The 25,394-nt window shown below is 43.0% G+C and carries 20 protein-coding genes; 11 read left to right on the forward strand and 9 right to left on the reverse strand.

From position 1 onward, the window contains the following. Positions 1-13: 13 nt before the first annotated feature. The 4 genes from AC6IZR_RS02460 to hutU all read right to left on the reverse strand — a co-directional run bounded on the left by AC6IZR_RS02460 (position 14) and on the right by hutU (position 5,374). Positions 14-1,687, reverse strand: a complete 1,674-nt coding sequence (locus AC6IZR_RS02460) for a formate--tetrahydrofolate ligase (protein WP_497848713.1) — start codon at positions 1,685-1,687, stop codon at positions 14-16. A gap of 31 nt (positions 1,688-1,718) precedes the next feature. Continuing rightward, positions 1,719-2,348: a cyclodeaminase/cyclohydrolase family protein gene (locus AC6IZR_RS02465; RefSeq protein ID WP_497848714.1), complete on the reverse strand. Its 630-nt coding sequence runs from the start codon at positions 2,346-2,348 to the stop codon at positions 1,719-1,721. Positions 2,349-2,359: 11 nt separating this feature from the next. Beyond that, positions 2,360-3,259 carry a glutamate formimidoyltransferase gene (gene ftcD / locus AC6IZR_RS02470; RefSeq protein WP_049515960.1) on the reverse strand — a complete coding sequence of 300 codons (900 nt, stop codon included), beginning with the start codon at positions 3,257-3,259 and terminating at the stop codon, positions 2,360-2,362. Positions 3,260-3,343: 84 nt separating this feature from the next. Next, a complete protein-coding gene (hutU, locus tag AC6IZR_RS02475; protein WP_497848715.1) occupies positions 3,344-5,374 on the reverse strand; it encodes a urocanate hydratase in 2,031 nt (676 codons plus the stop codon). Between the two features lie 199 nt (positions 5,375-5,573). Here hutU and hutI point away from each other — a divergent pair, with 199 nt between their 5' ends. The 3 genes from hutI (at position 5,574) to AC6IZR_RS02490 (ending at position 11,993) form a co-directional block, all read left to right on the forward strand. Then, positions 5,574-6,821, forward strand: coding sequence for an imidazolonepropionase (gene hutI / locus AC6IZR_RS02480; RefSeq protein WP_497848716.1), 1,248 nt, complete (start codon positions 5,574-5,576; stop codon positions 6,819-6,821). Positions 6,822-7,111: 290 nt separating this feature from the next. Then, positions 7,112-9,496 (forward strand): phosphoketolase family protein, encoded by a 2,385-nt coding sequence (locus tag AC6IZR_RS02485; RefSeq protein ID WP_497848717.1) that lies wholly within the window; start codon positions 7,112-7,114, stop codon positions 9,494-9,496. Between the two features lie 388 nt (positions 9,497-9,884). Further along, the gene (locus tag AC6IZR_RS02490; RefSeq protein WP_497848718.1) at positions 9,885-11,993 is read left to right on the forward strand and encodes a surface-anchored 5'-nucleotidase; all 2,109 of its coding nucleotides are present in this window, start codon (positions 9,885-9,887) and stop codon (positions 11,991-11,993) included. A 64-nt stretch (positions 11,994-12,057) separates the two neighbouring features. On the opposite strand, the gene AC6IZR_RS02495 is transcribed toward AC6IZR_RS02490, so the two are convergent. Genes AC6IZR_RS02495 through AC6IZR_RS02505 form a run of 3 tightly spaced genes read right to left on the reverse strand, consistent with a single transcriptional unit; the run spans position 12,058 to position 14,387 of the window. Then, on the reverse strand, positions 12,058-12,465 hold the full coding sequence (locus AC6IZR_RS02495) for a hypothetical protein (protein ID WP_497848934.1): 408 nt from the start codon (positions 12,463-12,465) through the stop codon (positions 12,058-12,060). Next, positions 12,446-13,348, reverse strand: a complete 903-nt coding sequence (locus AC6IZR_RS02500) for a phosphodiester glycosidase family protein (RefSeq protein WP_031576920.1) — start codon at positions 13,346-13,348, stop codon at positions 12,446-12,448. The genes AC6IZR_RS02495 and AC6IZR_RS02500 overlap by 20 nt, the downstream gene beginning before the upstream one ends. Then, positions 13,335-14,387, reverse strand: coding sequence for a GtrA family protein (locus AC6IZR_RS02505; RefSeq protein ID WP_497848719.1), 1,053 nt, complete (start codon positions 14,385-14,387; stop codon positions 13,335-13,337). The genes AC6IZR_RS02500 and AC6IZR_RS02505 overlap by 14 nt, the downstream gene beginning before the upstream one ends. Before the next feature lie 302 nt (positions 14,388-14,689). Here AC6IZR_RS02505 and rpsF point away from each other — a divergent pair, with 302 nt between their 5' ends. From rpsF to AC6IZR_RS02535, 6 genes are all read left to right on the forward strand, one after another. Beyond that, the gene (gene rpsF / locus AC6IZR_RS02510) at positions 14,690-14,980 is read left to right on the forward strand and encodes a 30S ribosomal protein S6 (RefSeq protein ID WP_003005040.1); all 291 of its coding nucleotides are present in this window, start codon (positions 14,690-14,692) and stop codon (positions 14,978-14,980) included. Between the two features lie 20 nt (positions 14,981-15,000). Continuing rightward, positions 15,001-15,498, forward strand: a complete 498-nt coding sequence (locus tag AC6IZR_RS02515; RefSeq protein WP_497848720.1) for a single-stranded DNA-binding protein — start codon at positions 15,001-15,003, stop codon at positions 15,496-15,498. Between the two features lie 41 nt (positions 15,499-15,539). Continuing rightward, entirely contained in the window at positions 15,540-15,779 is a 240-nt protein-coding gene (rpsR, locus tag AC6IZR_RS02520) for a 30S ribosomal protein S18 (protein ID WP_000068664.1), read from the forward strand. A 108-nt stretch (positions 15,780-15,887) separates the two neighbouring features. Beyond that, complete coding sequence (locus AC6IZR_RS02525; RefSeq protein ID WP_497848721.1) at positions 15,888-16,409, forward strand: GNAT family N-acetyltransferase; 522 nt, start codon at positions 15,888-15,890, stop codon at positions 16,407-16,409. 267 nt (positions 16,410-16,676) lie between these two features. Continuing rightward, a complete protein-coding gene (locus AC6IZR_RS02530) occupies positions 16,677-18,752 on the forward strand; it encodes an ATP-binding cassette domain-containing protein (RefSeq protein ID WP_497848722.1) in 2,076 nt (691 codons plus the stop codon). Positions 18,753-18,763: 11 nt separating this feature from the next. Further along, positions 18,764-19,138 carry a hypothetical protein gene (locus AC6IZR_RS02535; protein WP_497848723.1) on the forward strand — a complete coding sequence of 125 codons (375 nt, stop codon included), beginning with the start codon at positions 18,764-18,766 and terminating at the stop codon, positions 19,136-19,138. Between the two features lie 321 nt (positions 19,139-19,459). Here the strand turns inward: AC6IZR_RS02535 and AC6IZR_RS02540 are convergent, their stop codons facing one another. Both AC6IZR_RS02540 and AC6IZR_RS02545 read right to left on the reverse strand, forming a co-directional pair. After that, the gene (locus tag AC6IZR_RS02540; RefSeq protein WP_497848724.1) at positions 19,460-20,137 is read right to left on the reverse strand and encodes a DUF1129 domain-containing protein; all 678 of its coding nucleotides are present in this window, start codon (positions 20,135-20,137) and stop codon (positions 19,460-19,462) included. Positions 20,138-20,164: 27 nt separating this feature from the next. Then, positions 20,165-21,109, reverse strand: a complete 945-nt coding sequence (locus AC6IZR_RS02545; RefSeq protein WP_497848725.1) for a magnesium transporter CorA family protein — start codon at positions 21,107-21,109, stop codon at positions 20,165-20,167. 121 nt (positions 21,110-21,230) lie between these two features. Between AC6IZR_RS02545 and uvrA the strand changes: the two genes are divergently transcribed. Together uvrA and AC6IZR_RS02555 are read left to right on the forward strand one after the other, a co-directional pair. Then, the gene (uvrA, locus tag AC6IZR_RS02550) at positions 21,231-24,056 is read left to right on the forward strand and encodes an excinuclease ABC subunit UvrA (RefSeq protein ID WP_497848726.1); all 2,826 of its coding nucleotides are present in this window, start codon (positions 21,231-21,233) and stop codon (positions 24,054-24,056) included. Further along, entirely contained in the window at positions 24,053-25,120 is a 1,068-nt protein-coding gene (locus AC6IZR_RS02555; RefSeq protein WP_497848727.1) for a M24 family metallopeptidase, read from the forward strand. Before uvrA ends, AC6IZR_RS02555 begins: the two co-directional genes overlap by 4 nt. The last annotated feature ends 274 nt before the right edge of the window (positions 25,121-25,394 follow it).

A 25,394-nucleotide genomic window follows, 5' to 3' on the forward strand; every position in this document is an offset into this window, starting at 1 on the left:
GACGCCTTCTTTCTTAAAAGAGACCAGTGATATTGCCGTGGGCATCGATATCAATCTTTTCACTGGCAGGAACTTTAGGTAGGCCAGGCATGGTCATAATGGTACCAGTGAGAGCTACGATGAAGCCAGCTCCGGCAGCCACCTTAAGGTTACTGATTTTAACTGTGAAATCTTTTGGTGCTCCCATTTTCTTCGCATCGTCTGAGAAGGAATATTGGGTTTTGGCCATACAGATTGGGTAGTTCGAGAAGCCAAGAGCTTCCAATTCTTTGAGTTCGCGTTTGGCCGCTGGTGTTAAGCTGATGCCTTTACCACCATAGATTTTTGTGACGATCTTGGTTAATTTTGTTTCAATGCTGTCTTCTTCGTCATAGACATAAGAGAAGTGGTTTTCTTCTTGAGCCAGTTGAATGACTTTTTCAGCCAAGTCACGACCACCAGCTCCACCTTTTGCCCAGACATCTGAAATGACCACATCTACATGGCGTTTCTTACAAGATTCATAGACAGCTTCTAGTTCAGCCTCTGTATCCAGTGGGAATTTGTTAATGGCAACGACCACTGGTAGACCATAGACTTCTTGAATGTTGGCCAAGTGTTTGTCTAGGTTTGGTAGTCCATCGATAACGGCTTGGACATTTTCAGTAGCCAAGTCTGCCTTGGCAACCCCACCATGCATTTTGAGAGCACGGATGGTTGCGACGAGGACAACGGCAGCAGGTTTGAGCCCGGCCATGCGGCACTTGATATCGATGAATTTTTCAGCACCGAGGTCTGCTCCGAAGCCAGCTTCTGTCACGACATAGTCTGCATATTTGAGGGCTAGTTTAGTAGCCAGCACACTGTTGCAGCCATGGGCGATATTGGCAAATGGTCCGCCGTGGATGATGGCAGGAGTATGCTCCAAGGTTTGCACCAAGTTTGGATGGATGGCATCTTTGAGGACAGCTGCCATGGCCCCTCCAGCCTTGAGGTCTTTGGCTGTGACCGGTTGTCCTTGGTAGTTGTAGCCGATAATGATGCGATCAAGACGTTCTTTGAGATCAAGGATATTTTCTGAGAGACAGAGAATGGCCATGATTTCAGAAGCCACTGTGATGTCAAAGCCATCTTCACGAGGAACCCCGTTTGTTTTTCCTTGAAGGCCATCGACAATATGACGGAGTTGACGGTCGTTCATATCGACCACTCGTTTCCAGGTAATGCGACGAGAATCGATGCCCAACTCATTGCCGTGATGGATATGGTTGTCAATCACGGCTGCAAGCAGGTTGTTGGCAATCCCGATGGCATGGAAGTCTCCGGTAAAGTGAAGGTTGATATCTTCCATTGGAACCACTTGGGCGTACCCGCCCCCGGCAGCTCCACCCTTGATCCCAAAAACAGGGCCAAGAGAAGGTTCGCGGAGAGCAATGACGGCTTTTTCACCAATAGCTGAAAGAGCATCGACCAAGCCAACAGAGGTGGTTGTCTTTCCTTCTCCAGCAGGTGTCGGAGAGATGGCTGTCACAAGGATCAGCTTTCCATCTTCCTTATCCTTGAGTTGTTCCAGTTGGTTGCTATCAATTTTTGCCTTGTATTTTCCGTAGAGCGAAATATCGTCTTCGGTCAATCCAAGTTCAGCAGCGATATCGGTGATGGGCTTCATTTGGACAGAATTGGCAATTTCAATATCCGATAAAACCATAGAATCCCTTCTTTCTTTTTGTTTGTTAGGTTTATGATAGACTTTCTAAAATGGTTTGGTAAATGTTGTCTGCAAGATCAGAGCCTGTTTGGAGGAGTTCGAGACCCTTGCCGTGGTATTCTTGGACAAAGTCTTGGTCCTTGATTCCTGAAATGTTGATCAGGACGTTGAGCCAAGCCCCTTGAAGGCCAGCTTTAAGGTTGAGAGCAGCCACCCCTAGGTCACTCGCCGCATTGGTGTTGGACTTGCCAACAGCTTCTTTGGTGGTTTCAAGCGCCTCAACGATGAGCTCCATCATAGAGAAAGGAGATTCAGTTGCCTGTTTCAAAGCTTTTTGCATGGCTTCACGACGAGCGGCTTTCTCTTCTTCCGTTTCTTTTGGAAGATCAAAGACAGCTGATACGACATTGAAAGCTTCTGTATCCTTGTCAATAGCTTCTAGTAATTGGTCTTGGAGGTGAGCGCTTTTTTCGTGAACCCCTTTGATGTGGTCTTCAAATTCTGCGTATTTTTTCTTTCCAATGGTCAGTTCACAGACCATTTTTGTAAGGGAAATCCCATTCGCAGCGGATAGGGCAGCGGCAGAACCACCACCTGGAGCTGGAGCATCTGAACCAAGGACCTTGGCAAACTCTGTAATACTTAAGTCAACTAGTTTCATAGATCCCCTTTCTAACCCAACAAGTGATTTTCCAAGACTTGTTTGCTGTAGTCAAAGTCTTCTAATTGCAAGTAGTATTCAGCTGAGTCGATCAAAGCTTTAGCAGGAGCCAGTCCGATGAGTTCTGTTCCGATGATTCGAACCCCGTAGCGTTGTGCTTCGAAACGAACGGTTTCAACGACACGATACAATGGGAATTGTTCCAAGTTGACCATGTTGATAGAGACTTGGGCGATGTTACGATCTTCTAGCATGACACCGATCGCTTTACAGTATTTGTATCCACCGCTTGATCCACGAATGATTTTAGAAATTTTATTGGCAATATCTAGGTCGTCTGTGTCAAGGTTAATATTGAAAGCAACGAGTGGCATACGGACACCAACGGCTGTAACCCCTGCAGTTGGGTGAATCTTGCGTTCGCCGTAGTCTGGCTTCCAGTCTTCTTCCAACAATTTTTCTGGCATTCCTTCAAATTGTCCTTTGCGCACTTTAGCCAAGTTTTTCCGTTCTGGACGAGTTGCGGCATCTTCGTAAAGGAAGATTGGAATACCTAATTCGCGATTGATGCGTTCGGCCACTTTATTAGCGATTTCAACGCATTCAGCTGTAGTGATATCTTTGACCGGAACGAATGGACAAACGTCTGTTGCCCCCATACGAGGGTGTTCGCCTTCGTGCTTGGTCATATCGATATTTTCAGATGCATATTTCACCAATTGGAAAGCTACTTCTTGAATGCTTTCTTCATCCCCAACGAGTGTAAAGACGCTGCGGTTATGACTAGCATCAGACGAGTAGTCGAGTAAAGTGACACCTGGGATGCTTTTTGCTGTGGCTACCAATCCGTCGATCACAGCCTGATTGCGTCCTTCAGAAAAGTTCGGAATACACTCAACAATTTTTGCCATATAATTACCTCTTTTTATAGGAGAAGTGGGGAGGAGGAGTCTTTTGCATTTTCCTCCCCTTTCTCAGATTTTTATTTTTTGATGTTAAAACAATTTTTGAACCGCATCTTTGACCAAATCTTCGTCTGCAAGATAAGGAATAGTGATGTGGTCTGTTCCTGCATGGAGACGGTTGTATTCGATCGCTGTTTCAATAGCATGATCGTTCCGTGCCCAGTTCCGACGAGCAACCCCGCCCATGGTATCCCATGAAATCGCAGATTTGATAATTTCGTCGATTCGGTGACTACCATCTAGAACAAGACCAAATCCTCCGTTGATAGCTTTACCGATACCAGTACCACCACCATTGTGGAGAGCAACAAGACTCATACCGCGAGCAGCGTTACCGGCGTAACATTGAACCGCCATATCACAAGTAACGTTTGATCCATCTTTAATGTTTGATGTTTCACGGAATGGAGCATCTGTACCAGATACGTCGTGGTGGTCACGTCCGATCATGACCGGTCCAATCTTGCCTTGGCGAATGAGTTCATTGAATTTCAAAGCAATGTTGACACGACCCATACAATCTTGATAGAGGATACGAGCTTGGGTACCAACCACCAATTGGTTCTTTTCAGCATCGCGAATCCAGTTGTAGTTATCACGGTCTTGGTAGCGACGAGTTGGATCGATCGCTTCCATAGCTGCATGGTCAGTTGCAATCAAGTCTTCGTGTTTACCGCTGAGGCAGACCCAACGGAATGGACCATAACCATAGTCAAAGAGCATAGGTCCCATGATATCTTCTACATAAGATGGCCAAATGAAGCCGTCTTTGTCATCCAAACCATTCTTAGAAATTTCCTTGATGCCCGAGTCGTAAACGGATTTCATGAAGGCATTACCATAGTCGAAGAAATAGGTGCCTTTAGCCGTCAAATCTTTAATCACTGCGAAGTGACGAGCCAAGGTTTCATCGACCAAACGATGGAAGGTTTCTTTGTCTTCTGCCAACAAACGTGTCCGTTCTTCAAAGCTGATACCAACTGGGCAATAGCCACCATCATAGACGTTGTGGCAAGAAGTTTGGTCAGACAAGAGATGAACGTGAACTTGGTGTTCGTTGACATATTCGAGTAAGTCTACGATATTACCATGGTAGGCAATCGAAGTTGATTCACAAGCTTCCAGGGCTGCTTGAGCCAATTTCACAGCTTCTTCGGCACTGTCGGTCACTTGACTAATCCAGCCTTGAGAGTGACGCGTTTCGATCCGAGAGCGGTCCACTTCAGCGACAATGGCAACCGCTTTTGCAATTTCAGCTGCTTTCCCTTGAGCGCCGCTCATCCCACCGAGACCAGATGAAATGAAGAGTTTACCAGTCAAGTCGCCATCATCAGGCACACCGAGTTTGAGACGACCAGCATTGAGAAGAGTATTGAAGGTACCGTGAACGATCCCTTGAGGGCCAATGTACATCCAACCACCAGCCGTCATTTGACCGTAGTTGGTTACTCCCATTTCTTCAGCGATTTCCCAGTCGCGCATGTTGTCATATTCACCGATCAAGAGACCGTTGGTAATGATAACGCGAGGAGCTTCTGGTTTCGATTTAAAGAGGCCAAGAGGGTGACCAGATTCAACGACCAAGGTTTGGTCTTCTGTCATCACTTCCAAGTATTTCTTGATCAAGTTGTATTGCATCCAGTTGGCACAGACAGATCCTGTTTCTCCATAAGTAACCAATTCATAAGGATAAAGGGCAATCTCAAAGCTCAAGTTGTTGTCGATCATGACCTGCATAGCTTTAGCAGCAGTGCATTTTCCTTTGTACTCATCAATTGGTTTTCCATAGATGCGATCTTTTGGACGGAAGCGATAGCCATAGATCCGACCGCGAGTTTTCAGTTCTTCTAGGAATTCTGGGATCAACTCTTGGTGGAATTTTTTAGGAATGTAACGCAAAGCATTTTTAAGGGCAATTTCGGTCTGAGCCTGCGTTAAGCGGAAGCCTCTATCCGGTGCACGACGAATGCCTTCTTGAAAAGTCGCCTTTTCAGGTAGGACATCAAAGTCAAGTTTGACAGACATAGCAGCTGCAATTTCTTTCTCGTCTATAAATGACATAGCAGAACCCTCCTTATAGTTGGACTGTGAATTTGTATTTTCTTTATTGTATCCAAGAAACGTCAATAAAGAGTCAAAAAAAAATATAATTTTTAATAAAGCAAAAAAAAATGAGGGGAAAACTTTTTGACTTTTTTTTGACGCTTTTTCTGTAGAATTGTAAAATGAATAACGATGGAAATAGAAAGGAATGTTTCATATGACAGCTGATATCCTATTAACCCACTTTAACCAATTGTTTTGTCCAAATGATCTGGGTCATCCCCTCTATGGTAAGGAGATGGCAGAGGCAAAAATTCTTTCAGATGCTTATATCGCCATTAAAGATGGAAAGATTCTTGCAGTTGGGACAGGGCAACCAGCCCCAGAACTGATCGATGACCATACAGAAGTAAAATCCTGTGAAGGAAAAGTTGCGACCCCTGGCCTGATTGATTGCCACACCCACTTAGTCTATGGAGGCAGTCGGGAGCATGAATTTGCTAAAAAATTAGCAGGTGTTTCTTACTTAGACATCCTCGCCCAAGGCGGAGGGATTCTAAGCACCGTTCGGGCGACACGGGAAGCTTCCTTTGACACCCTCTATGACAAGTCCAAACGACTGTTGGACTACATGTTGCGCCATGGGGTGACAACCGTTGAAGCGAAAAGCGGTTATGGTTTGGATTGGGAAACTGAAAAACGCCAGTTGGATGTTGTCGCTGCACTGGATCGGGATCATCAAATAGACTTGGTATCTACCTTTATGGCAGCCCATGCGATTCCTACAGAGTACAAGGGCCGTTCCCAAGAATATTTAGATCTCATTGTGGAACAAATGCTTCCAAAAGTGAAAGAAGGACAGTTAGCTGAGTTCTGTGATATCTTCTGTGAAAAAGGGGTCTTTACAGCAGATGAATCTCGCTATCTTCTTTCGAAAGCTAAGGAAATGGGCTTCAAGTTACGGATCCATGCGGATGAAATTGAGTCTATTGGAGGTGTTGACGTAGCGGCTGAATTGCAATCCACCAGCGCAGAACACCTGATGGTGATTACTGATGAGGGGATCGAAAAACTAGCCAAGGCAAAAGTTATCGGCAATCTGTTGCCGGCCACAACCTTTAGCCTCATGGAAGATACTTATGCACCGGCTCGTAAGATGTTGGATGCTGGCATGGCCATTACCCTAACAACGGACAGCAACCCAGGGTCTTGTCCGACAGCCAATCTCCAGTTTGCCATGCATCTGGGTTGCTTCATGATGCGCCTAACTCCAGTGGAAATTCTCAATGCAGTGACCATCAATGCAGCCTACTCAGTAGATCGTGCCAAAACGATCGGTTCTTTCGATGCTGGCAAGCAGGCTGACATTACCATCTTTGATGCGCCAAATCTAGACTATCTCTTCTATTTCTTTGCGACAAATCTAGTGACAGATGTCTACAAGAAAGGTCAAAAAGTCATTTAAACTACTCCATTTCAGTCGAGACCTTGCTGGTTTGTAAAAATCAGCAAAGTCTTTTTTTATCAGATCTCCACAGTAAATGGGAACGCTTTATCGGATAATAAAAATTTGATCATCAAAGAATATTTTTCTTACTTTCTGATGTACAAAAATAGAAATTCTTGATAGAATAGAAGTAATATTGAATATTTTCTTCAATATCATCTGTTTGATCTTGAAAACAGAGTGTTTATATTATTCATCAAACGAACAGGTTGTTCAACAGACCTGTCTAGAAATTGTGAGGAGACAAGATGACTGTCGATTATAACAGCAAAGCTTACTTGGATAAAGTAGACGCTTGGTGGCGTGCAGCCAACTACATTTCAGCTGCTCAAATGTACTTAAAAGATAACCCATTGTTGAAGCGTGAAGTCGTTGAAAATGACTTGAAGGCTCACCCAATCGGGCACTGGGGAACTGTACCAGGGCAAAACTTTATCTATGCTCACTTGAACCGTACCATCAACAAATACGACTTGGATATGTTCTACATTGAAGGACCAGGTCACGGTGGACAAGTAATGGTATCTAACTCTTACTTAGATGGTTCATATACTGAATTGAATCCAACTATCCCTCAAAACGAAGAAGGTTTCAAACACTTGTGTAAGATCTTCTCATTCCCAGGAGGGATCGCTTCTCACGCGGCGCCTGAAACACCAGGATCTATCCATGAAGGGGGAGAACTTGGTTATGCCCTTTCTCACGCTGCAGGGGCTGTATTGGATAATCCAGATGTGATTGCTGCAACAGTGATCGGTGACGGTGAAGGAGAAACAGGTCCATTGATGGCAGGATGGTTGTCAAATACCTTCTTGAACCCAGTCAATGATGGTGCTGTTCTTCCAATCTTCTACCTCAACGGAGGAAAGATCCACAACCCAACGATTTTCGAACGCAAAACAGACGAAGAATTGGCACTCTTCTTTGAAGGTCTTGGTTGGAAACCAATCTTTGCAAATGTAACCGCTATTTCTGATGACCACGAAGCTGCTCACGCTTTGTTTGCAGAGAAATTGGACGAAGCGATTGAAGAAATCAAGAAAGTCCAAGCAGAAGCCCGTAAAGGTTCTGCAGAAGAAGCAACTCAACCAGTATACCCTGTCTTGATTGCTCGTATTCCTAAAGGTTGGACTGGACCAAAAGCTTGGGAAGGAACACCAATCGAGGGTGGCTTCCGTGCGCACCAAGTTCCAATCCCAGTAGATGCTCACCACATGGAGCATGTGGATGCCCTTCTTTCATGGTTGGAATCTTACCGTCCAGCTGAGTTGTTTGACGAAACTGGTAAATTACTTCCTGAAATTGCTGAGATCGCACCAAAAGGTGACCGTCGCATGGCGATGAACCCAATCACAAATGCTGGTGTGATCAAACCAATGAACACAGCTGATTGGAAGAAACATGCCTTCAAGATTGAAAGACCAGGTGCTATCATGGCGCAAGATATGATCGAATTTGGTAAGTATGCAGCAGACTTGGTGGATGCGAACCCAGACAACTTCCGTATCTTTGGACCAGATGAAACCAAATCAAACCGTCTTCAAGAAGTCTTTACTCGTACAAGCCGTCAATGGTTAGGACGTATGAAACCAGACTACGATGAAGCTTTGAGCCCTGCTGGACGTGTGATTGACTCTCAATTGTCAGAACACCAAGCAGAAGGAATGCTCGAAGGATATGTCTTGACAGGTCGTCATGGATTCTTCGCATCTTACGAATCCTTCCTTCGTGTTGTAGACTCTATGATTACTCAACACTTCAAATGGTTGCGTAAATCTAAGACTCACACGACATGGCGTAAAAACTACCCAGCCTTGAACTTGATTGCGACTTCAACTGTTTTCCAACAAGACCACAATGGCTACACTCACCAAGATCCAGGTATCTTGACTCACTTGGCTGAGAAAACTCCTGAATACATCCGTGAGTACTTGCCAGCAGATACCAATACGTTGCTTGCAGTGATGGACCAAGCCTTCAAGGCAGAAGATGTGATCAACTTGATCGTTTCTTCTAAACACCCGCGACCTCAATTCTACTCAGCAGCTGAAGCAGAAGAATTGGTTCGTGAAGGATACAAGGTGATCGATTGGGCATCAACTGTTTCAGCAGATGAAGAACCAGATCTAGTTATTGCAGCAGCAGGTACAGAGCCAAACTTAGAGGCACTTGCAGCTGTAACGATTCTTCACAAAGCCTTCCCAGAATTGAAGATCCGCTTTGTTAACGTTGTAGACATCTTGAAATTGCGTCACCCATCAGTCGACGCGCGTGGACTTTCAGATGAAGAGTTCGACAAGGTCTTCACCGCTGACAAACCTGTGATCTTTGCCTTCCATGGTTACGAAGGCATGATCCGTGACATCTTCTTCAACCGTCACAACCACAACTTGCGTGTGCATGGTTACCGTGAAAACGGAGATATCACAACACCATTCGATATGCGTGTCATGTCTGAGTTGGATCGCTTCCACTTGGCACAAGATGCTGCTAATGCAGCTCTTGGAGCAGAAGCAGCTGAATTTGCAGCTCAAATGGATGAAACAGTAGCCTTCCACAACGCCTATATCCGTGAAAATGGAGACGACATTCCAGAAGTTCAAAACTGGAAATGGGAAAACGTGAATAAATAAGAAAAGAGAGTGGGACAGAAATCGGTAATTCGTTAGAATTCGATTTCGTCGTCCCACCTCCGCACAGTTGAGTAGGGCTGTAAAAGCTGATGAAATCAGCGTAGTAGAGCCCACTCAACCACTGCGTCTTGCTCGACAATCCAAAAATAATTGAGAGGCTAGGACTTTTGTCCCAGCCTCTTTTGTGATGAACAGCAAGTAACAAAAGGAAGAGGATGAGAATAGATGTTCGGAAATCAAGCGTTTTCTAAGAAAAATGTAAGAGTTTCTAGGAAAATATTGAAGTAAGACCGAAAAAATAGTAAAATGGAAGAGCTGATTTCAGCAATCAACTGTTCTGCGTTCTCCTTTTTGGAGAAGTGTTCTACATTAGAAAATGGAGTATTCTATGAAGAAAAAAATTATCTTGAAAAGCAGTATCCTAGCGGTCGCTGCAGGTCTTAGTGTTTTTGCGATCAATAGCGTTTTTGCAGACGAATTGCCTGTGCAGTTCATGGGCGTCAATGACTTCCACGGTGCCTTGGAACAAACAGGGACAGCTCGTTTAGAAGGCGAAACTGTGAAAAATGCAGGAACAGCCCCACTTTTGGCAACCTATTTGAACGATTCGCAAAAAGACTTTGAAACGGAGAATGCAGGAACGCCTAATGCCAGCATCCGTGTGCAAGCGGGAGATATGGTCGGCGCTAGTCCAGCTAACTCTGCCCTCCTTCAAGATGAACCAACTGTAAAAGTCTTCAATGAAATGAACTTTGAATACGGAACCCTTGGTAATCACGAGTTTGACGAAGGACTTGGTGAATTCAACCGGATCATGAAGGGAGAAGCCCCAACACCTGGTCAATTCAATAAGATCGTAGATGAGTATCCTCATGAAGCTTCCAAACAAGAAGTCGTCATTGCCAACTTGGTTGACAAAGATACCAATAAAATCCCATTTGACTGGAAACCTTATACCATCAAAGAAATCCCAGTCAATGACAAGACCGTTAAGGTCGGATTTATCGGGGTTGTTACGACAGAATTCCCAAATCTTGTTTTGCGTAAAAATCATGAACAATACCGCGTTTTGGATGAAGCAGAATCGATTGCTAAATATGCGCGTGAATTAAATGACCAAGGTGTGCATGCTATCGCTGTCTTGGCTCACGTTGCTGCCACTAGTAAGAATGGTGTAGCAGAAGGTCCTGCTGCAGACATGATCAAAAAATTAAATCAAATCTATCCTGAAAACTCAGTGGATATCGTCTTTGCAGGTCATAACCACCAATATACAAACGGGATGGTTGGAAATACCTTGATTGTTCAAGGTACGTCTCAAGGGAAAGCTTACTCGGATGTCCGTGGGATCCTAGATACGGATACAGCTGACTTTGTCAAAGCTCCAACTGCTAAGATTATTGCGGTAGATCCATCGAAAGGCAAAGCAAAAGATGCCAAGGTTCAAGCGATCATCGATGATGCTAATGCGACGGTTAAAAAGGTAACAGAAGCAAAAATCGGTACAGCAGACAAGGCTGAAAATATTACCCGTGAATTGAATGCGCAAAAAGAAAGTGCTGTTGGAGATTTGGTCACAGCAGCGCAACTAGATATTGCCAAAAAATCAGGTTATCCAGATGTTGACTTTGCCTTCACTAATAATGGAGGAATCCGTGCAGACCTCGTGGTGAAACCAGACGGAACAGTCACTTGGGGTGCGGCTCAAGCGGTGCAACCATTTGGAAATATCCTCCAAGTAGTAGAAATCACTGGGGACCAAATCTATAAAGCTTTGGACCAACAATATGATGAGAAAGAGCTTTACTTCTTGCAAATGGCAGGGATCAAGTACACCTATACGAAACCAGCCGATGCAACGGAAGAAAATCCTTATAAGGTCGTGAAAGCTTACAAGGCAGACGGAACTGAAATTGATCGCAACAAGACCTACAAGGCGATTATCAACGACTTCTTGTATGGTGGCGGAGATGGCTTCTCAGTCTTCCGCGATACAAAATTGATCGGTGCGATTAATCCAGATACTGAAGTCTTTATCCAATACATCGAAGATGTGAATAAGGCAGGGAAGAAGTTATCTGCTTCAATCTTGGGTAACAAGACCTTTGTGGAAAAAGTGGAAGAAACACCAACTCCAGAACCACAACCAACTCCAGAACCGGAACCACAGCCATCGCCAGTTGATCCAGTAAGTCCTGTAAATCCAGTCCATCCTGTAGCTCCAGTAACTCCTGCTACCCCAACTACCCCAACTCCTCAACCTGAAAGCCCAGTAACTCCAGCTCAACCAGCTGCAAGCGAAACAAAAGAAGTGGCAACAAACAAACCAGTTGCTGTCACTTATCATACGGGTGGACAAACAGAAGTAGCTGCTACACCAGCAACTGGTCTTCCAAAGACAGGTCAAGATGAATTGGCTTCAACCGTCCTTAGCCTCTTTGGCATGACCTCACTAGCTTTAGCAGGATTTGTAGCTAGCAAAAAACGTGAAGGCTAAGTTGTTCATCCGTTAACTTACCCTAAAAAACGTCCGTTCTTTTAAGAAACGGACGTTTTTGATCTTAGGCTGTTTTCTCCACCCAGACACTGCGGACAAAGAAGAGGCTGATCAGAGCTAGTGCTAGAAAGGCGACTCCAAGGTAATAATAGGGTTGATCCATTGTGGTAGATCGACCAGAGAGGTTGACAATCCCTCGGTAGAGGGCTCCAGCTGTGAGCGTAGCCACTCCTGAATTCCAAAGATTGAGACTCAGGCGAGAGAAGCCTTTCACCATCAACTGTAGAAGCACTAGTAGGACGCCACCGATCAAAGGAATCAAGAAGAGATAGTGCATGAAGGCTGAGGTTTCTCCAAAACTAAAGTGTTCATAGATGCGACTTCCAACGAAGAAGAAAGCTGAAATCAGAGTGTACCAGAGAATCGTTTTTTTCAAGCGTTGTTTAATAGGATTAGTAACCGATGTAGACAATGTCACTCACCGCCCTTTCTGAGATAGTACCATTTGTTGTTGGTTTGTTAATAACTTGGCCATTGAAGTAAAGGGTAGAAGATCCACCCCCATCCAGGTTATAGGCTGTTTTAACGCCATAAGACTTCATCACTTCTGCTAATTGGTAGAGAGACAGGCCTTCACTTTCTGAGGTCCGTCCGTCTGACACGACGATAATGTAGTGGTTTTCATCGATGATCCCAATCGCTGTCCGTGGATTTGATGCCATAGATTGCCCGACCTCTGAGTTGGTATCGACGGTAATTTCTCCATTTTCAACTAAGGAAGGACCGAAAGCGAGGAGATTGACGACCCCGTCCTTGACCAATTGATCTGCAGATATCTCATCTTCATAGATAATTTTGAAGGATCCATCCTTGTAAATGGCTAGGTCACCATTGCTTGAATCTTCCCGAACGGTATCGCGGTAGACCACTCCATTTCGGATGACGTATCCTGTACTGTTAGCCCCGTAATAGTCACCATTCACTGCTAGAATGGCACTGTTGTTGGCAGCTGTGACAGAGGTCTTAGCAGTCACGTTGGTTCCGTAAGTGTTTTGTGCAAAGGCTGTTTTGAGGTAGTCAGATGAGCTGACTGTGATATCTGCGATGTAAACCTGGGTATTTTCAACCGTTTTTTCTGTTAAAGTCACCTGGATATTGTCATCTGAATAGCTGGTATCGGTCGTTGTAGCCGATGCAGCTGCTTTTTTGGCTGCCTTGGTGTCCGTAGTCGTAGCTTTTACGGTTTGGATAGCATCGGATAAGACAAAGGTCTTGAGCATAGAGTAGCTAAAACTGCTGGTCAAAAGAAGGCCAAAGCAGGCAGCATAGGTGTAGGATTTTTTAAAGAATTTCATGGTGGGGAGCAGTCCTTTCTTTGAAGATCACTTTTTTCTGGATCACCCATGAGACCAGAAAGAGGAGGAAGCCGACAACAATCTTACTGATCAGGAGATTGAGCCCGAAAGCAGTATAGAAGAGTCGAATCAAGAGCGTATCGAGAATAAAGAGGCCGAGGGCTAGGCCAAAGTAGCCACTTCCAGTTTTAGCGACGCTGTCTTTGTTCTTAAAGATTAGGTGCTTATTGGTTGAGTAGTTAAAGATGGAACTCGTCACACGAGCGATCCCATTCGCTAGGAGAATACGCAGACTAATGGGCACGGCCATCATCACGAAGAGGAAGAAGGCGTAGACCAGATAGTCAACGATAAAACTACTCAGAGAGGAGAGGGCAAATTTGAACATATCCTTGTAGATCATGAGGCCATCTCGAATAGGTCGGAAGTGGGAGCCTTCGTTGTCATTGATGTAGACCGTCTCGATGGGAACTTCCACGATGGGGAAGGACTTGCTTGCTGCGAGGAGCACATTCATTTCGTACTCATACCGTTGTCCTTCAACCTCAAGCATGAAAGGCAAGAGATTCGTAGTGAAAGCCCGTAAGCCCGTTTGGGTATCGCTGACCGCCACTCCGGTTTGTTGTTTGAAGAGAAAGCGGGTCAATTTATTCCCGAAAGCAGAACGCAAAGGAACTTTTCCAGAGAAGGCGCGTGCTCCTAGAATAAGTGATCCAGGATGCTCTTGAGATTGGTTAACAACCCTGAAAATATCCCAAATTTTGTGCTGACCGTCTGCATCAGCTGTAACAATGCTTCCATAGGTGCCTCTTTCTAGGATGTAGGCATAAGCAGTCTTGAGAGCTTGCCCTTTTCCTTGATTGTGCTCGTGGGTCAGAACTGTCGCAAGACCCTCCAATTTGTCAAAAATCACTTTCTTGTCAGCGTCACTCCCATCGTCGACCACGATGATGTGGAGATCGCTCTTAGCGTGGACCAAGCGAACCAGTTTGACAAGATTCAGATCCGGTTGATAGGCGGGGATGATAAGATAATTCATAATCGTTCCTCGTTTCTTGAGATTTGTTGTAGCTAGTATAAAGACTCAAGCTTAAAGCTAACTGATATCAGTTTTCTTTAAGGAAAGGAGAGGAAGAGTGGGAATATTTCTACTATAAAATGTCATTTTTTAGGACATTTCTTTCTTTTTTCTCGAAGGGGACGTCCAGAATCATTTTTCAAATCCTAAAGATAATTCTTGCCTTTGTTCGAAAAGTCTGGTATAATAGTTTCTTGTGAGTAAACCTCACTTACCCCTTGCAAAGACAGGGGGTCATTAGTCCAAAAGGAGGAACATTATCAATGGCTAAATACGAAATTCTTTATATTATTCGTCCAAACATTGAAGAAGAAGCTAAAAACGCTTTGGTAGCACGTTTCGATTCTATCTTGACTGACAACGGTGCAACTGTTGTTGAATCAAAAGATTGGGAAAAACGTCGTCTTGCATACGAAATCCAAGATTTCCGTGAAGGACTTTACCACATCGTAAACGTTGAAGCGAACGACGCTGTAGCTCTTAACGAGTTCGACCGTCTTTCAAAAATCAACGGTGACATTCTTCGTCACATGATCGTAAAAGTTGACGCGTAAGAAATCATCCGAGGTGACTTATGATTAACAATGTTGTACTTGTCGGTCGTATGACCCGTGATGCTGAACTTCGCTACACTCCAAGCAATCAAGCAGTTGCTACTTTCAGCCTAGCTGTCAACCGCAACTTCAAGAGTCAAAATGGAGAGCGCGAAGCCGATTTCATCAACTGTGTGATCTGGCGTCAGCAAGCAGAAAACTTAGCCAACTGGGCTAAGAAAGGTGCTTTGATTGGGATTACCGGTCGCATTCAAACACGTAATTACGAAAACCAGCAAGGTCAACGTGTTTATGTCACTGAAGTCGTAGCAGACAGCTTCCAACTATTGGAAAGCCGTGCAGCACGCGAAGGGCATGCAGCTGGTGGCTATTCATCAGGCAACAGTGGTTTTGCTGGAAACGCAGCCCCAAGCTTTGGTGGATCAGAACCAAGCAATGCAGCGCCAAACTTTGGTCGTGAAGAAAATCCATTTGGAGCGAATCCAATGGATATCTCAGACGACGATCTTCCATTCTAAGAATGGGTTTAACGAATTAAAACTATAAAGGAGAATTAAACATGGCTCAACAACGTCGTGGCGGATTCAAACGCCGTAAAAAAGTTGATTACATCGCAGCAAACAAAATCGAATATGTCGATTACAAAGATACTGAGCTTCTTAGCCGTTTCGTTTCAGAACGTGGGAAAATCCTTCCTCGTCGTGTAACTGGAACTTCAGCGAAGAACCAACGTAAAGTAACAACAGCTATCAAACGCGCTCGCGTAATGGCTTTGATGCCTTTCGTAAACGAAGATTAAAGAAAAGACCCTTACGGGTCTTTTTTTCAGGTCCATTGGACCTCTTTGACCTTTCCCGAGCTCTAATCATGTTATAATGAGGGAAGAAATGTATCAAGGGGGGAAACCATGAAGGAAGGTGCGATCATCAGGAGGATGATAAAGGCAGATATTGAGCACATCTCTCAAGCCTTTATCCACCAAGGGTGGCCGGGTAGAGAGGATATCTTGACTGACTATTTGCAGGATCAGGAGAATGGAGAGAGGGAAGTATTAGTAGCTGAGTCGGATGGATTTGTGGCAGGCTATATCACTATATTGCCTCATGCCAAGCACGGTCCTTTCGTGGGAGTCTATCCTGAACTATCTGATTTTAATGTTTTTGAGCCATTTAGAAATCGAGGAATTGGGAATCAACTCTTAGAGGAGGCAGAAAAAAGAATCTGCCTACTGTCAGAGAGTGTTACTTTAGGGGTTGGTTTACACTCGGGTTATGGCCCAGCTCAAAGACTGTATGTCAAACGGGGCTATATCCCAGATGGATCTGGCGTTTGGTTTAGGGATCAGCCCTTGGACCCTTACAGTTCTTGTGAAAACAATGATGACTTAGTCCTCTATTTTTCAAAAAGATTGAACAATGATATGCAGTAAAACAATGCTCTATAATTCTTACAGTGGTTTTACCCACCCACAGAAATTATAGAATTAGATTAATTTGTAAGACCTGCCTTTGGGCAGTTTTTTTGTTTGTCTATTAACTATATTTTATGTGAAAGTAAATTTTTTAGTTGTTGCTATCAACTAAAAATTAAACTTCATTTCATATAAAAATAATTTACTCATTTAAATTGACACAGTATAAAAAAAAAAGCTATAATAGCATTGAAAGTAAGCGTTATCATATGGAGGTGTCCATTTATGTTTGAAATTCATAACCTGTCCATTAAGTATGGCAAAAAAACATTGTTGCTTCCAACATCTCTAAAGTTCAAAGAAGGAAAATTATATACAATTTACGGAAAATCAGGTGTTGGAAAATCCTCGTTGTTGAATAAAATTGGACTGATTTCGGAGTATGATCCTAAAGTAACTTATATTTACGATGGCTCTAAAATTGATACGAGTAACAAGAAGGTTGTTTCATCCTTTATTGCGCAAAATATTGCTTTTATATTTCAAAGTCATAATCTAATAAAAGACTTGACTGTTTATGATAATTTGAAAATTTCCTTAAATTTTTTCAAATTATCAACTAAAGAAATAGAGGATAAAATTGACAATATTCTAAGTGAGTTAGGAATTTTAGAATTGAAGGATGTATATCCAGAGGATTTATCAGGAGGAGAAGAACAACGTGTTGCAATTGCTAGAGGGATGATAACAGATAAGCATATTATTTTAGCTGATGAACCTACAAATTCTTTGGATTCTGAAAATAGAGAGATTGTTTCATCTTTACTGGTAAAACTTGCAAACAAGTATAATAAAATTGTTATTGTGGTGTCTCATGATGAATATGTTATTAATAAAGGAGATATAAAGCTACATTTTGAAGACCAAAAATTAATTGGAATGAAAGAAGAGGCAGGTTGTAATTCTCAAGAAGAGTGGCATGCTAGTAAATTAAAGAAACATATTCGGTTAAAGGTCCAAAAGAAAAGAAAGGTACCTCCTTTACCTCTACTTTTATTAATATTAATTTCCTTCACAGTTTCTCTTGCAGTTGGTTCTATAAATATTCAATCATTATTTTCTTCTAAGTATCAGAGATTAATTAGTAATTCATTAGAAAATGGTTTTTTGGTTATTAATGATTCCATAGGACTTGGAACGAGTAAGGTAATTGATGATTTCCGATCAATATCAAATAAGGAAATACATCAAATTTCTGATAGCAGTAATGTATACAAACTGGAACCATATATTGAATTTCCTAGTATGGGAATGACTTTTGAAAATGCTGAAAACTATTTAAAAATTAGTCGAGATTTTTCACCGAATCTATCCATTAATGGTAAGAATATTAATTTATCCAAGAATTACAGTGTGCAACCGTTATTTGATACGAACACAACTCAGAGACAGATTAAATACTTTGATAGGACTACGAATAAGGGGATATTTGTTTCGGAATCATTTATCAAAGAACAAAAACTAGAAGACATTGTAGCTGGGTCGGAGATGACACTTACATATTATGTCCCAATTAGTATTTATGAATCTCATATAGATAAAGAAGGAACTTATTATAAATCTGACGGAGACATATATGTAAAAGAGGAACAAACGTTTAAAATACTTGGGATCGTAAAAGAGGAGTATCCGTTTAACTATTCTGTAAATGATAACACCTTATTCATGGCGAGTGATGAGATGCTAAAAATACAAAGCAAATATATAGGTGCAGAAAGCAAACGGAGAGAAACAATTGATGATCTTCCTGTAAAAGAATGGGCACCAAGTGCAGTACATGTTACTGTGAAGGATAGCAAAGATGTCCCTCGAGAAATTAATCGTATTAAAAAAATTTCGGATAAATTTTCGATTGTTTCCTCTTTCGAGAATTATAAAGAATTTAATAAAGGCTTAAAATACATAAAAAACTTTTTGATTATAATCTCGCTTGTCATGCTTGTGCTCGTAGTTGCGATCTTATCTTTTGTCTTCTTTTTGATAAATAGAACGAGAAAATACGAAGTTGGCGTATTAAAGGCTATGGGATACAGTACAAAACATGTTTTTAGATTATTTATCCTTGAGTTATTAAACTATGGAAAGAAAATCATTATTTTATCAAGTGTTCTGCTTTTAATACTAACTATATTAGCTATTCAAATGCTTCAATTAGAAGTAGTTGATATCATTCATTTCTATCTAACTTCTATAATTTCATTAATTTTCCTTACGTTTGCTGTACTAATGATTAGTGGTCTCATTCCTATCTATATGACAGGGAAACAGTCCATTGTTGATGCCATTCGTAAAAATAGATGAGGTGATTGGACATGGCAAAAAAATATAAAAAAGCTCTTGTGATGCTGACTGGAATGATAATTCTTCTTTTCACCGGAAAAGTAAATGCAGGCTATGTAAGTAAGTCAACTGGTACTAACGGTTATAGTTTAGTAGGATTAAATGTGCTAAACGTAACTTTTCATGCTTCAGGGTATTCATATGCTAATAGTGGAAGTGTTAGTAACATGTATTTCACAGATTGGGCATGGTGGCCAAATACAATAAGTAATCGTTCAACATGGAAGTCATATATTCCTTATGGTCAGCGAGCCAACGGATCTGTGTTAATCGGTGTAGGAGTAAACTCTCCGTGGGGAGCTGTTAACCTATGGGGAGGTCAGCATTATTATTCTCTAGATTTTTAGAATTTCTTATGGTTAGATAGGATGAATGGCTCACTGCTGGAAAAACAGCAGTGAGTTTTTTATCCCCCACAATCAGGAGAATAGTAATGTTTCTTTTCGTTTTTGACAATCTTGTTTCCATAATGATGAATCGACTTAACCATGTGGTCTGATTCAAAAGTTTATCCAAAATTTTTTTGAGAGTTGCTTTAAGCTATCTCCTTATTTTCTAGGTTCATAGAGCTGAAGTTATTCTCATAAGTCAATTTCATAATAAAAAGACCTCAAAAATTAGAGTTTTGCTGTCTAACTTTTGAGGTGCAGTTTAAATTCATCCGTTTTTTAACGACGAGTTGCGGGTGCTGTACTTGAACTCTTGATATTGTAGCGTTTTTTTAAGTAGTAGCGAAGGGCGAGCGCTAAAGCTCCTAAAACGATAGCAAGAATATCTGGAATGGTTGGGTTGAGGACTTGTGGGAGTAATGAAGTAAAGGATAAGACGATGACCCAAAGGAACATGACGCCAACAAGAATCGGCATAGATTTCCAAAGAGAGGGACGCTCACTACGATCTTTTGTGCCATCCATGTACTGATAGAAGAAGTAGTACATGAGATACAGGAGCAGAGCCCCTGTCAAACTTCCAAGGATCAAGGTAATCAAACCATAGCCAGTACGACGCGGTGCAACCAAGTTCATGAAAGCACTAATGGCAGCAAAGACACCAAAGATAAAGAGGAAGGAATCCAAAATCATGAGAGAAGGAGCATCGTTCAAAGCAGGATGCTCTTTTTCGTAGCGTTCTTTCTCACTGAAGGAATTAGCCCATACAGTTGGTGCTCCAAAAAGGGTCCGGGCAGGAATCCCTTTTCCTTGGTTTTCGTGGATAGTTGGAAGGATTTCTTGGAGGAGGTTTTCTGCTTCTTCTGCAGTTTTTCCATTTTCAAGCAATTGGTGTTTAGCGATTCGGATAAATTCTTGGTTTTTCTTGCTAAGTTGGCTAAGATCGATGTGAGACATAGTTACTCCTTTGATATATAAGTTTGGTTAGAACCATTTTTTATGGATGAGGTAGACGACGAGGGATCCGGTCATGGCGAAGGCAATAAAGATAATGAGCCAGAAGGCATTTGGTTCTCCATTGAGCGGTAATTCATTGTCCTTGAAGTTCATCCCGTAGGCTGAGAAAATCATGGTTGGAATGGACATGACAATGGTTACCATGGCCAAGGTCTTCATAATATTGTTCTGGTTGTTTGAGATGATCGATGCGAAGGTATCGGTCATGGAGTGGAGGATGTTTCCATAAATATCCGCCATCTCAATGGCCTGCTGGGTCTCGATCAGGGTATCTTCCAACAGATCCTCATCTTCTAGGTATTTCTTGATGTTACTAGTGGCACTGGTCAATTTCTTGATCACGCGCTCATTGGTTTTCAGAGAGGCCTTAAAGTAGACGATGGTTTTTTCCAACTCCATCAACTCAATCAGCTCTTCATTACGCGTTGATTTGTGCAATTGGCTCTCAATCTGCTCGCTTTTGCGATCCAATGTACGAAGCGCAGACAAGTAGAGTTCAGCGTTGCGATAGAGGATCTGAAAGATAAAGCGCGACCGCATAAAAGTATAGAAATTCCGCAAGCGTCGGTTGATAAAGATATCAAGAAGTGGCAATTTCTCCAAGCAGGTCGTGATGATAGCCTCTTCTGTCAGGATAATTCCTAGCGGAATGGTCACGTAGTAGGTCTGATTGTTCCGCTCTTCCTTGATGGGGACATCGACGATGATCAAGGTATACTCATCTTCAATGGTCATACGAGACATTTCTTCCGCATCGAGTGGTGCCCGTAAGTCGGCAATATCGATGTTAAAAGCAGAGGCGATTTCCATCGATTCACTTTGGGAAGGATTGACAAGGTTGATCCAGCTACCAGGTTCCAGTGTCTCTATTTCTTTAAATTCAGTCGTTGTCGATAAAAAGACCTGTTTCATGGTGCCTCCCCTTGTTTTTTTACACCTTAACATTATATCAGAAAAAGGACGGTTTTGGATAAAAGAATACTAAAAAATTTGTTATAATGGAGGTTAACAAAAAGGTGATTAGAGTAAGAACATGCAAGATAAAATTGTCATTCATGGGGCACGTGCCCATAATTTAAAAAATATAGACGTGGAAATTCCACGGGACAAATTAGTCGTGGTGACGGGTTTGTCTGGATCTGGAAAGTCCAGTCTGGCCTTTGATACCCTCTATGCAGAAGGTCAGCGCCGCTACGTGGAGAGCTTATCGGCCTATGCCCGGCAATTCTTGGGAAATATGGAAAAACCAGATGTCGACTCTATTGACGGCTTGAGTCCAGCCATTTCCATCGACCAAAAAACGACCAGTAAAAACCCACGTTCTACAGTGGGGACGGCAACAGAGATCAATGACTACCTGCGCCTGCTCTATGCGCGTGTAGGGACGCCTTATTGTATCAATGGACATGGCGCTATTACCGCTTCTTCGGTTGAGCAAATTGTCGATCAAGTTTTGGAATTACCAGAGCGCCAACGCCTGCAAATTCTAGCTCCCATTATCCGCAAGAAAAAAGGCCAGCACAAGAATATCATTGAAAAAGTTCAAAAAGACGGCTATGTTCGGGTCCGAGTTGACGGTGAGATCTATGATGTGACAGAGGTCCCAGAACTGTCTAAAAGCAAACAGCACACGATTGAAGTGGTGGTGGACCGGATCGTGATCAAAGAGGGCATCCGCTCGCGTCTCTTTGATTCGATTGAGGCAGCTCTTCGGATAGCGGACGGTTATGTGGTGATTGATACTATGGATGGAAAGGAACTGCTCTTTTCGGAGCATTATGCTTGTCCAGTCTGTGGCTTTACCGTTCCTGAATTAGAGCCCCGTCTCTTTTCTTTCAATGCGCCTTTCGGCTCCTGTCCAGACTGTGATGGGTTAGGCATTAAGCTGGAGGTGGACTTAGATTTGGTGGTGCCAGATGATCGCTTAACCCTTCGTGAAGGAGCTCTTGCTCCTTGGAATCCGATCTCTTCCAACTACTATCCTCAGATGCTGGAGCAGGCCATGATCCATTTTGGCATTGATATGGATCAGCCTTTCTCAGATCTTTCTCAAGAAGAAAAGGACTTGGTTCTCTATGGTTCAAACGGGAAAGAATTCCACTTCCACTATGAAAATGAGTTTGGTGGGGTTCGGGATATTGAGATTCCTTTTGAAGGGGTCGTAAACAACATTCACCGTCGTTTCCGTGAGACCAATAGTGACTTCACCCGCAACCAAATGCGCTCTTATATGAACGAATTGACCTGTGCGACCTGCCATGGCTACCGTCTCAATGACCAGGCTCTTTCTGTTCGTGTCGGTGGGGAGAAAGGGATGCATATCGGGGAAGTGTCAGATCTATCGATTGCGGACCACTTAAAAGCCGTGGACCAGCTGGTCTTAACGGACAATGAAGCTACGATCGCAAGACCGATCCTAAAAGAGATCAAAGATCGTTTGACCTTCTTAAACAATGTAGGCCTTAATTACTTGACCCTGTCACGCTCAGCTGGGACCTTGTCAGGTGGAGAGAGTCAGCGCATTCGCTTGGCAACCCAGATCGGTTCCAACCTCTCTGGAGTCCTTTATATCTTGGATGAGCCGTCAATCGGCCTCCATCAAAGGGATAATGACCGCCTGATTGCCAGTCTCAAAAAGATGCGTGATTTAGGCAATACCTTGATCGTCGTCGAACACGACGAAGATACCATGAGAGAGGCAGACTACCTGATCGACGTCGGCCCAGGTGCCGGTGTCTTTGGTGGGGAGATCGTTGCTGCGGGAACTCCAAAGCAGGTGGCTCGTAATAGTAAATCCATTACCGGCCAATATTTGTCCGGCAAGCGCAAGATTCCGGTTCCAACAGAGCGCCGTTCAGGAAATGGTCGTTCTATTGAAATTACAGGGGCCAGTGAGAACAACTTACAAGATATCACAGCGCGTTTTCCTTTGGGCAAATTTATCGCAGTCACTGGAGTTTCCGGTTCTGGGAAATCGACCTTGATCAATGGCATCTTGAAAAAAGCCATCGCTCAAAAGCTCAACCGTAATTCGGAAAAACCAGGGAAATACAAGACCATTCAGGGGATTGAGCATATCGATCGCTTGATCGACATTGATCAAAGCCCGATCGGTCGGACCCCTCGTTCCAATCCAGCAACTTATACAGGCGTCTTCGATGACATTCGAGATCTCTTTGCTCAGACCAATGAAGCCAAAATTCGGGGCTATAAGAAAGGTCGCTTTAGTTTCAATGTCAAGGGTGGGCGTTGTGAAGCCTGCTCAGGAGATGGCATCATAAAAATTGAAATGCACTTCTTGCCAGATGTTTTTGTTCCTTGTGAGGTCTGCCATGGACGTCGCTACAATAGTGAGACCCTCGAAGTCCACTACAAGGAAAAAAATATCGCAGAAGTGCTAGATATGACGGTCAATAAGGCAGTCGAATTCTTCAAGCACATTCCGAAAATTGAACGCAAACTCAAGACCATCCAGGATGTGGGCTTGGGCTATGTAACACTGGGGCAACCAGCGACCACCCTTTCAGGTGGGGAAGCGCAGCGGATGAAGTTGGCTTCTGAATTGCACAAGCGCTCTACAGGAAAATCCTTCTATATCTTGGATGAACCAACGACAGGACTTCATACCGAAGATATTTCTCGCTTGATCAAAGTCTTAGAGCGATTTGTGGATGATGGCAATACGGTCCTTGTGATTGAGCACAATTTGGATGTCATTAAGACAGCAGACCATATCATCGATTTAGGACCAGAAGGTGGTATCGGTGGTGGAACCATTATTGCGACCGGAACGCCAGAAGAAGTAGCAGCCAATCCTGCTAGCTACACAGGACAGTATTTGAAAGGAAAATTACAATGAATCAACGGATCAGCAACTTAAGAAACAAAATGAAAGTCAAAAACCTCAAAGCGGTATTGATTAACAATTTGAAAAATGTTTACTATTTGACCAATTTCTGGGGTTCAAATGGGACCGCTTTGGTGACAGAAGAACGCGTGGTCCTCTTTACGGATTCGCGCTATACCATTCATGCTCATGCGACTTGTTTCCCCTTTGTAGAAATTGTGGAAACCCGCGATGAGTTGACTGCAGCGGCAGAGATCGTTAAAGACCTTGGAATCAAAGAACTTGGTTTTGAGGACGAAGTGACGGTGGCCTACCATGCCCGCATGGCTTCTGTTTTCAGTGGCATTGCCCTTCAATCCCTAGCGAACTTTGTGATGGAATTGCGCTTGATTAAAGATGAAACGGAGATTGCGGCCATTAAAAAAGCTTGTAGTATCTCTGACCAAGCCTTCCATGATATTTTGGATTATATCAAGGTAGGGAAAACGACAGAGTTGGAAGCAGCAACTTTCCTCGATTTTAGAATGCGGGAGTTGGGAGCTTCTGGTGTATCTTTTGATATTATTTCAGCAGCTGGTGAACGCTCTGCTATGCCTCACGCGACTCCAAGTGACCGGGTGATTTCAGCAGGAGATGCCTTGACCCTTGATTTTGGTTGCTTGTATGACCACTATGTCAGCGATATGACACGGACCATCTATGCTGGACATGTCAGCGACAAGGAAAGAGAAATTTATGAAACGGTTTTAAAAGCCAATCAGGCCTTGATTGCTGCTGCTAAAGATGGACTTGGCTTCCGTGATTTTGATAAAATCCCACGTGATGTGATCGAAGCAGCCGGCTATGGTCAATACTTTACTCATGGAATCGGTCATGGAATTGGGCTAGATATCCATGAAGAACCCTACTTTAGCCAAACTTCTAAAGAAGCTATTCAAGCAGGGATGGTTTTAACAGATGAACCAGGGATTTACATTGAAGGTCTCTCTGGTGTGCGCATCGAAGATGACCTCTTGATCACAGAAACAGGCTGTGAAGTCTTGACTCTTGCTCCTAAAGAATTGATTGTCCTTTAAGATATACGTTTTTCTTAACTTCTATTTAGACAGAGATGTGAAGAGAAGACTATGAAATGAATTGTAGAGTAATTCTTCTCCCAGACATCTTATTTAGAGCCCTATCCATTTTGGTATAGGAACTACAATAACAAAACACGAAAGAAGCAAAGGGGAATTTGGATGTGTATGGATCAGGGGCGGTCCATAGCAATCCTTTCTTCTCAAAAAGAGAAGATTGCTGTTTGAGAAAAATCAAATAGTGTGTTACAATAAAGAGTAATCTATTTTTAAA

This window comes from Streptococcus mobilis (assembly GCF_059727625.1).

Excerpts from the sequence above, each read along its gene's own strand:
- AC6IZR_RS02460 (WP_497848713.1), bottom strand. The coding sequence starts at position 1,687 with ATGGTTTTATCGGATATTGAAATTGCCAATTCTGTCCAAATGAAGCCC.
- AC6IZR_RS02465 (WP_497848714.1), bottom strand. The coding sequence starts at position 2,348 with ATGAAACTAGTTGACTTAAGTATTACAGAGTTTGCCAAGGTCCTTGGT.
- ftcD (WP_049515960.1), bottom strand. The coding sequence starts at position 3,259 with ATGGCAAAAATTGTTGAGTGTATTCCGAACTTTTCTGAAGGACGCAAT.
- hutU (WP_497848715.1), bottom strand. The coding sequence starts at position 5,374 with ATGTCATTTATAGACGAGAAAGAAATTGCAGCTGCTATGTCTGTCAAA.
- hutI (WP_497848716.1), top strand. The coding sequence starts at position 5,574 with ATGACAGCTGATATCCTATTAACCCACTTTAACCAATTGTTTTGTCCA.
- AC6IZR_RS02485 (WP_497848717.1), top strand. The coding sequence starts at position 7,112 with ATGACTGTCGATTATAACAGCAAAGCTTACTTGGATAAAGTAGACGCT.
- AC6IZR_RS02490 (WP_497848718.1), top strand. The coding sequence starts at position 9,885 with ATGAAGAAAAAAATTATCTTGAAAAGCAGTATCCTAGCGGTCGCTGCA.
- AC6IZR_RS02500 (WP_031576920.1), bottom strand. The coding sequence starts at position 13,348 with ATGAAATTCTTTAAAAAATCCTACACCTATGCTGCCTGCTTTGGCCTT.
- AC6IZR_RS02505 (WP_497848719.1), bottom strand. The coding sequence starts at position 14,387 with ATGAATTATCTTATCATCCCCGCCTATCAACCGGATCTGAATCTTGTC.
- rpsF (WP_003005040.1), top strand. The coding sequence starts at position 14,690 with ATGGCTAAATACGAAATTCTTTATATTATTCGTCCAAACATTGAAGAA.
- AC6IZR_RS02515 (WP_497848720.1), top strand. The coding sequence starts at position 15,001 with ATGATTAACAATGTTGTACTTGTCGGTCGTATGACCCGTGATGCTGAA.
- rpsR (WP_000068664.1), top strand. The coding sequence starts at position 15,540 with ATGGCTCAACAACGTCGTGGCGGATTCAAACGCCGTAAAAAAGTTGAT.
- AC6IZR_RS02525 (WP_497848721.1), top strand. The coding sequence starts at position 15,888 with ATGAAGGAAGGTGCGATCATCAGGAGGATGATAAAGGCAGATATTGAG.
- AC6IZR_RS02530 (WP_497848722.1), top strand. The coding sequence starts at position 16,677 with ATGTTTGAAATTCATAACCTGTCCATTAAGTATGGCAAAAAAACATTG.
- AC6IZR_RS02535 (WP_497848723.1), top strand. The coding sequence starts at position 18,764 with ATGGCAAAAAAATATAAAAAAGCTCTTGTGATGCTGACTGGAATGATA.
- AC6IZR_RS02540 (WP_497848724.1), bottom strand. The coding sequence starts at position 20,137 with ATGTCTCACATCGATCTTAGCCAACTTAGCAAGAAAAACCAAGAATTT.
- AC6IZR_RS02545 (WP_497848725.1), bottom strand. The coding sequence starts at position 21,109 with ATGAAACAGGTCTTTTTATCGACAACGACTGAATTTAAAGAAATAGAG.
- uvrA (WP_497848726.1), top strand. The coding sequence starts at position 21,231 with ATGCAAGATAAAATTGTCATTCATGGGGCACGTGCCCATAATTTAAAA.
- AC6IZR_RS02555 (WP_497848727.1), top strand. The coding sequence starts at position 24,053 with ATGAATCAACGGATCAGCAACTTAAGAAACAAAATGAAAGTCAAAAAC.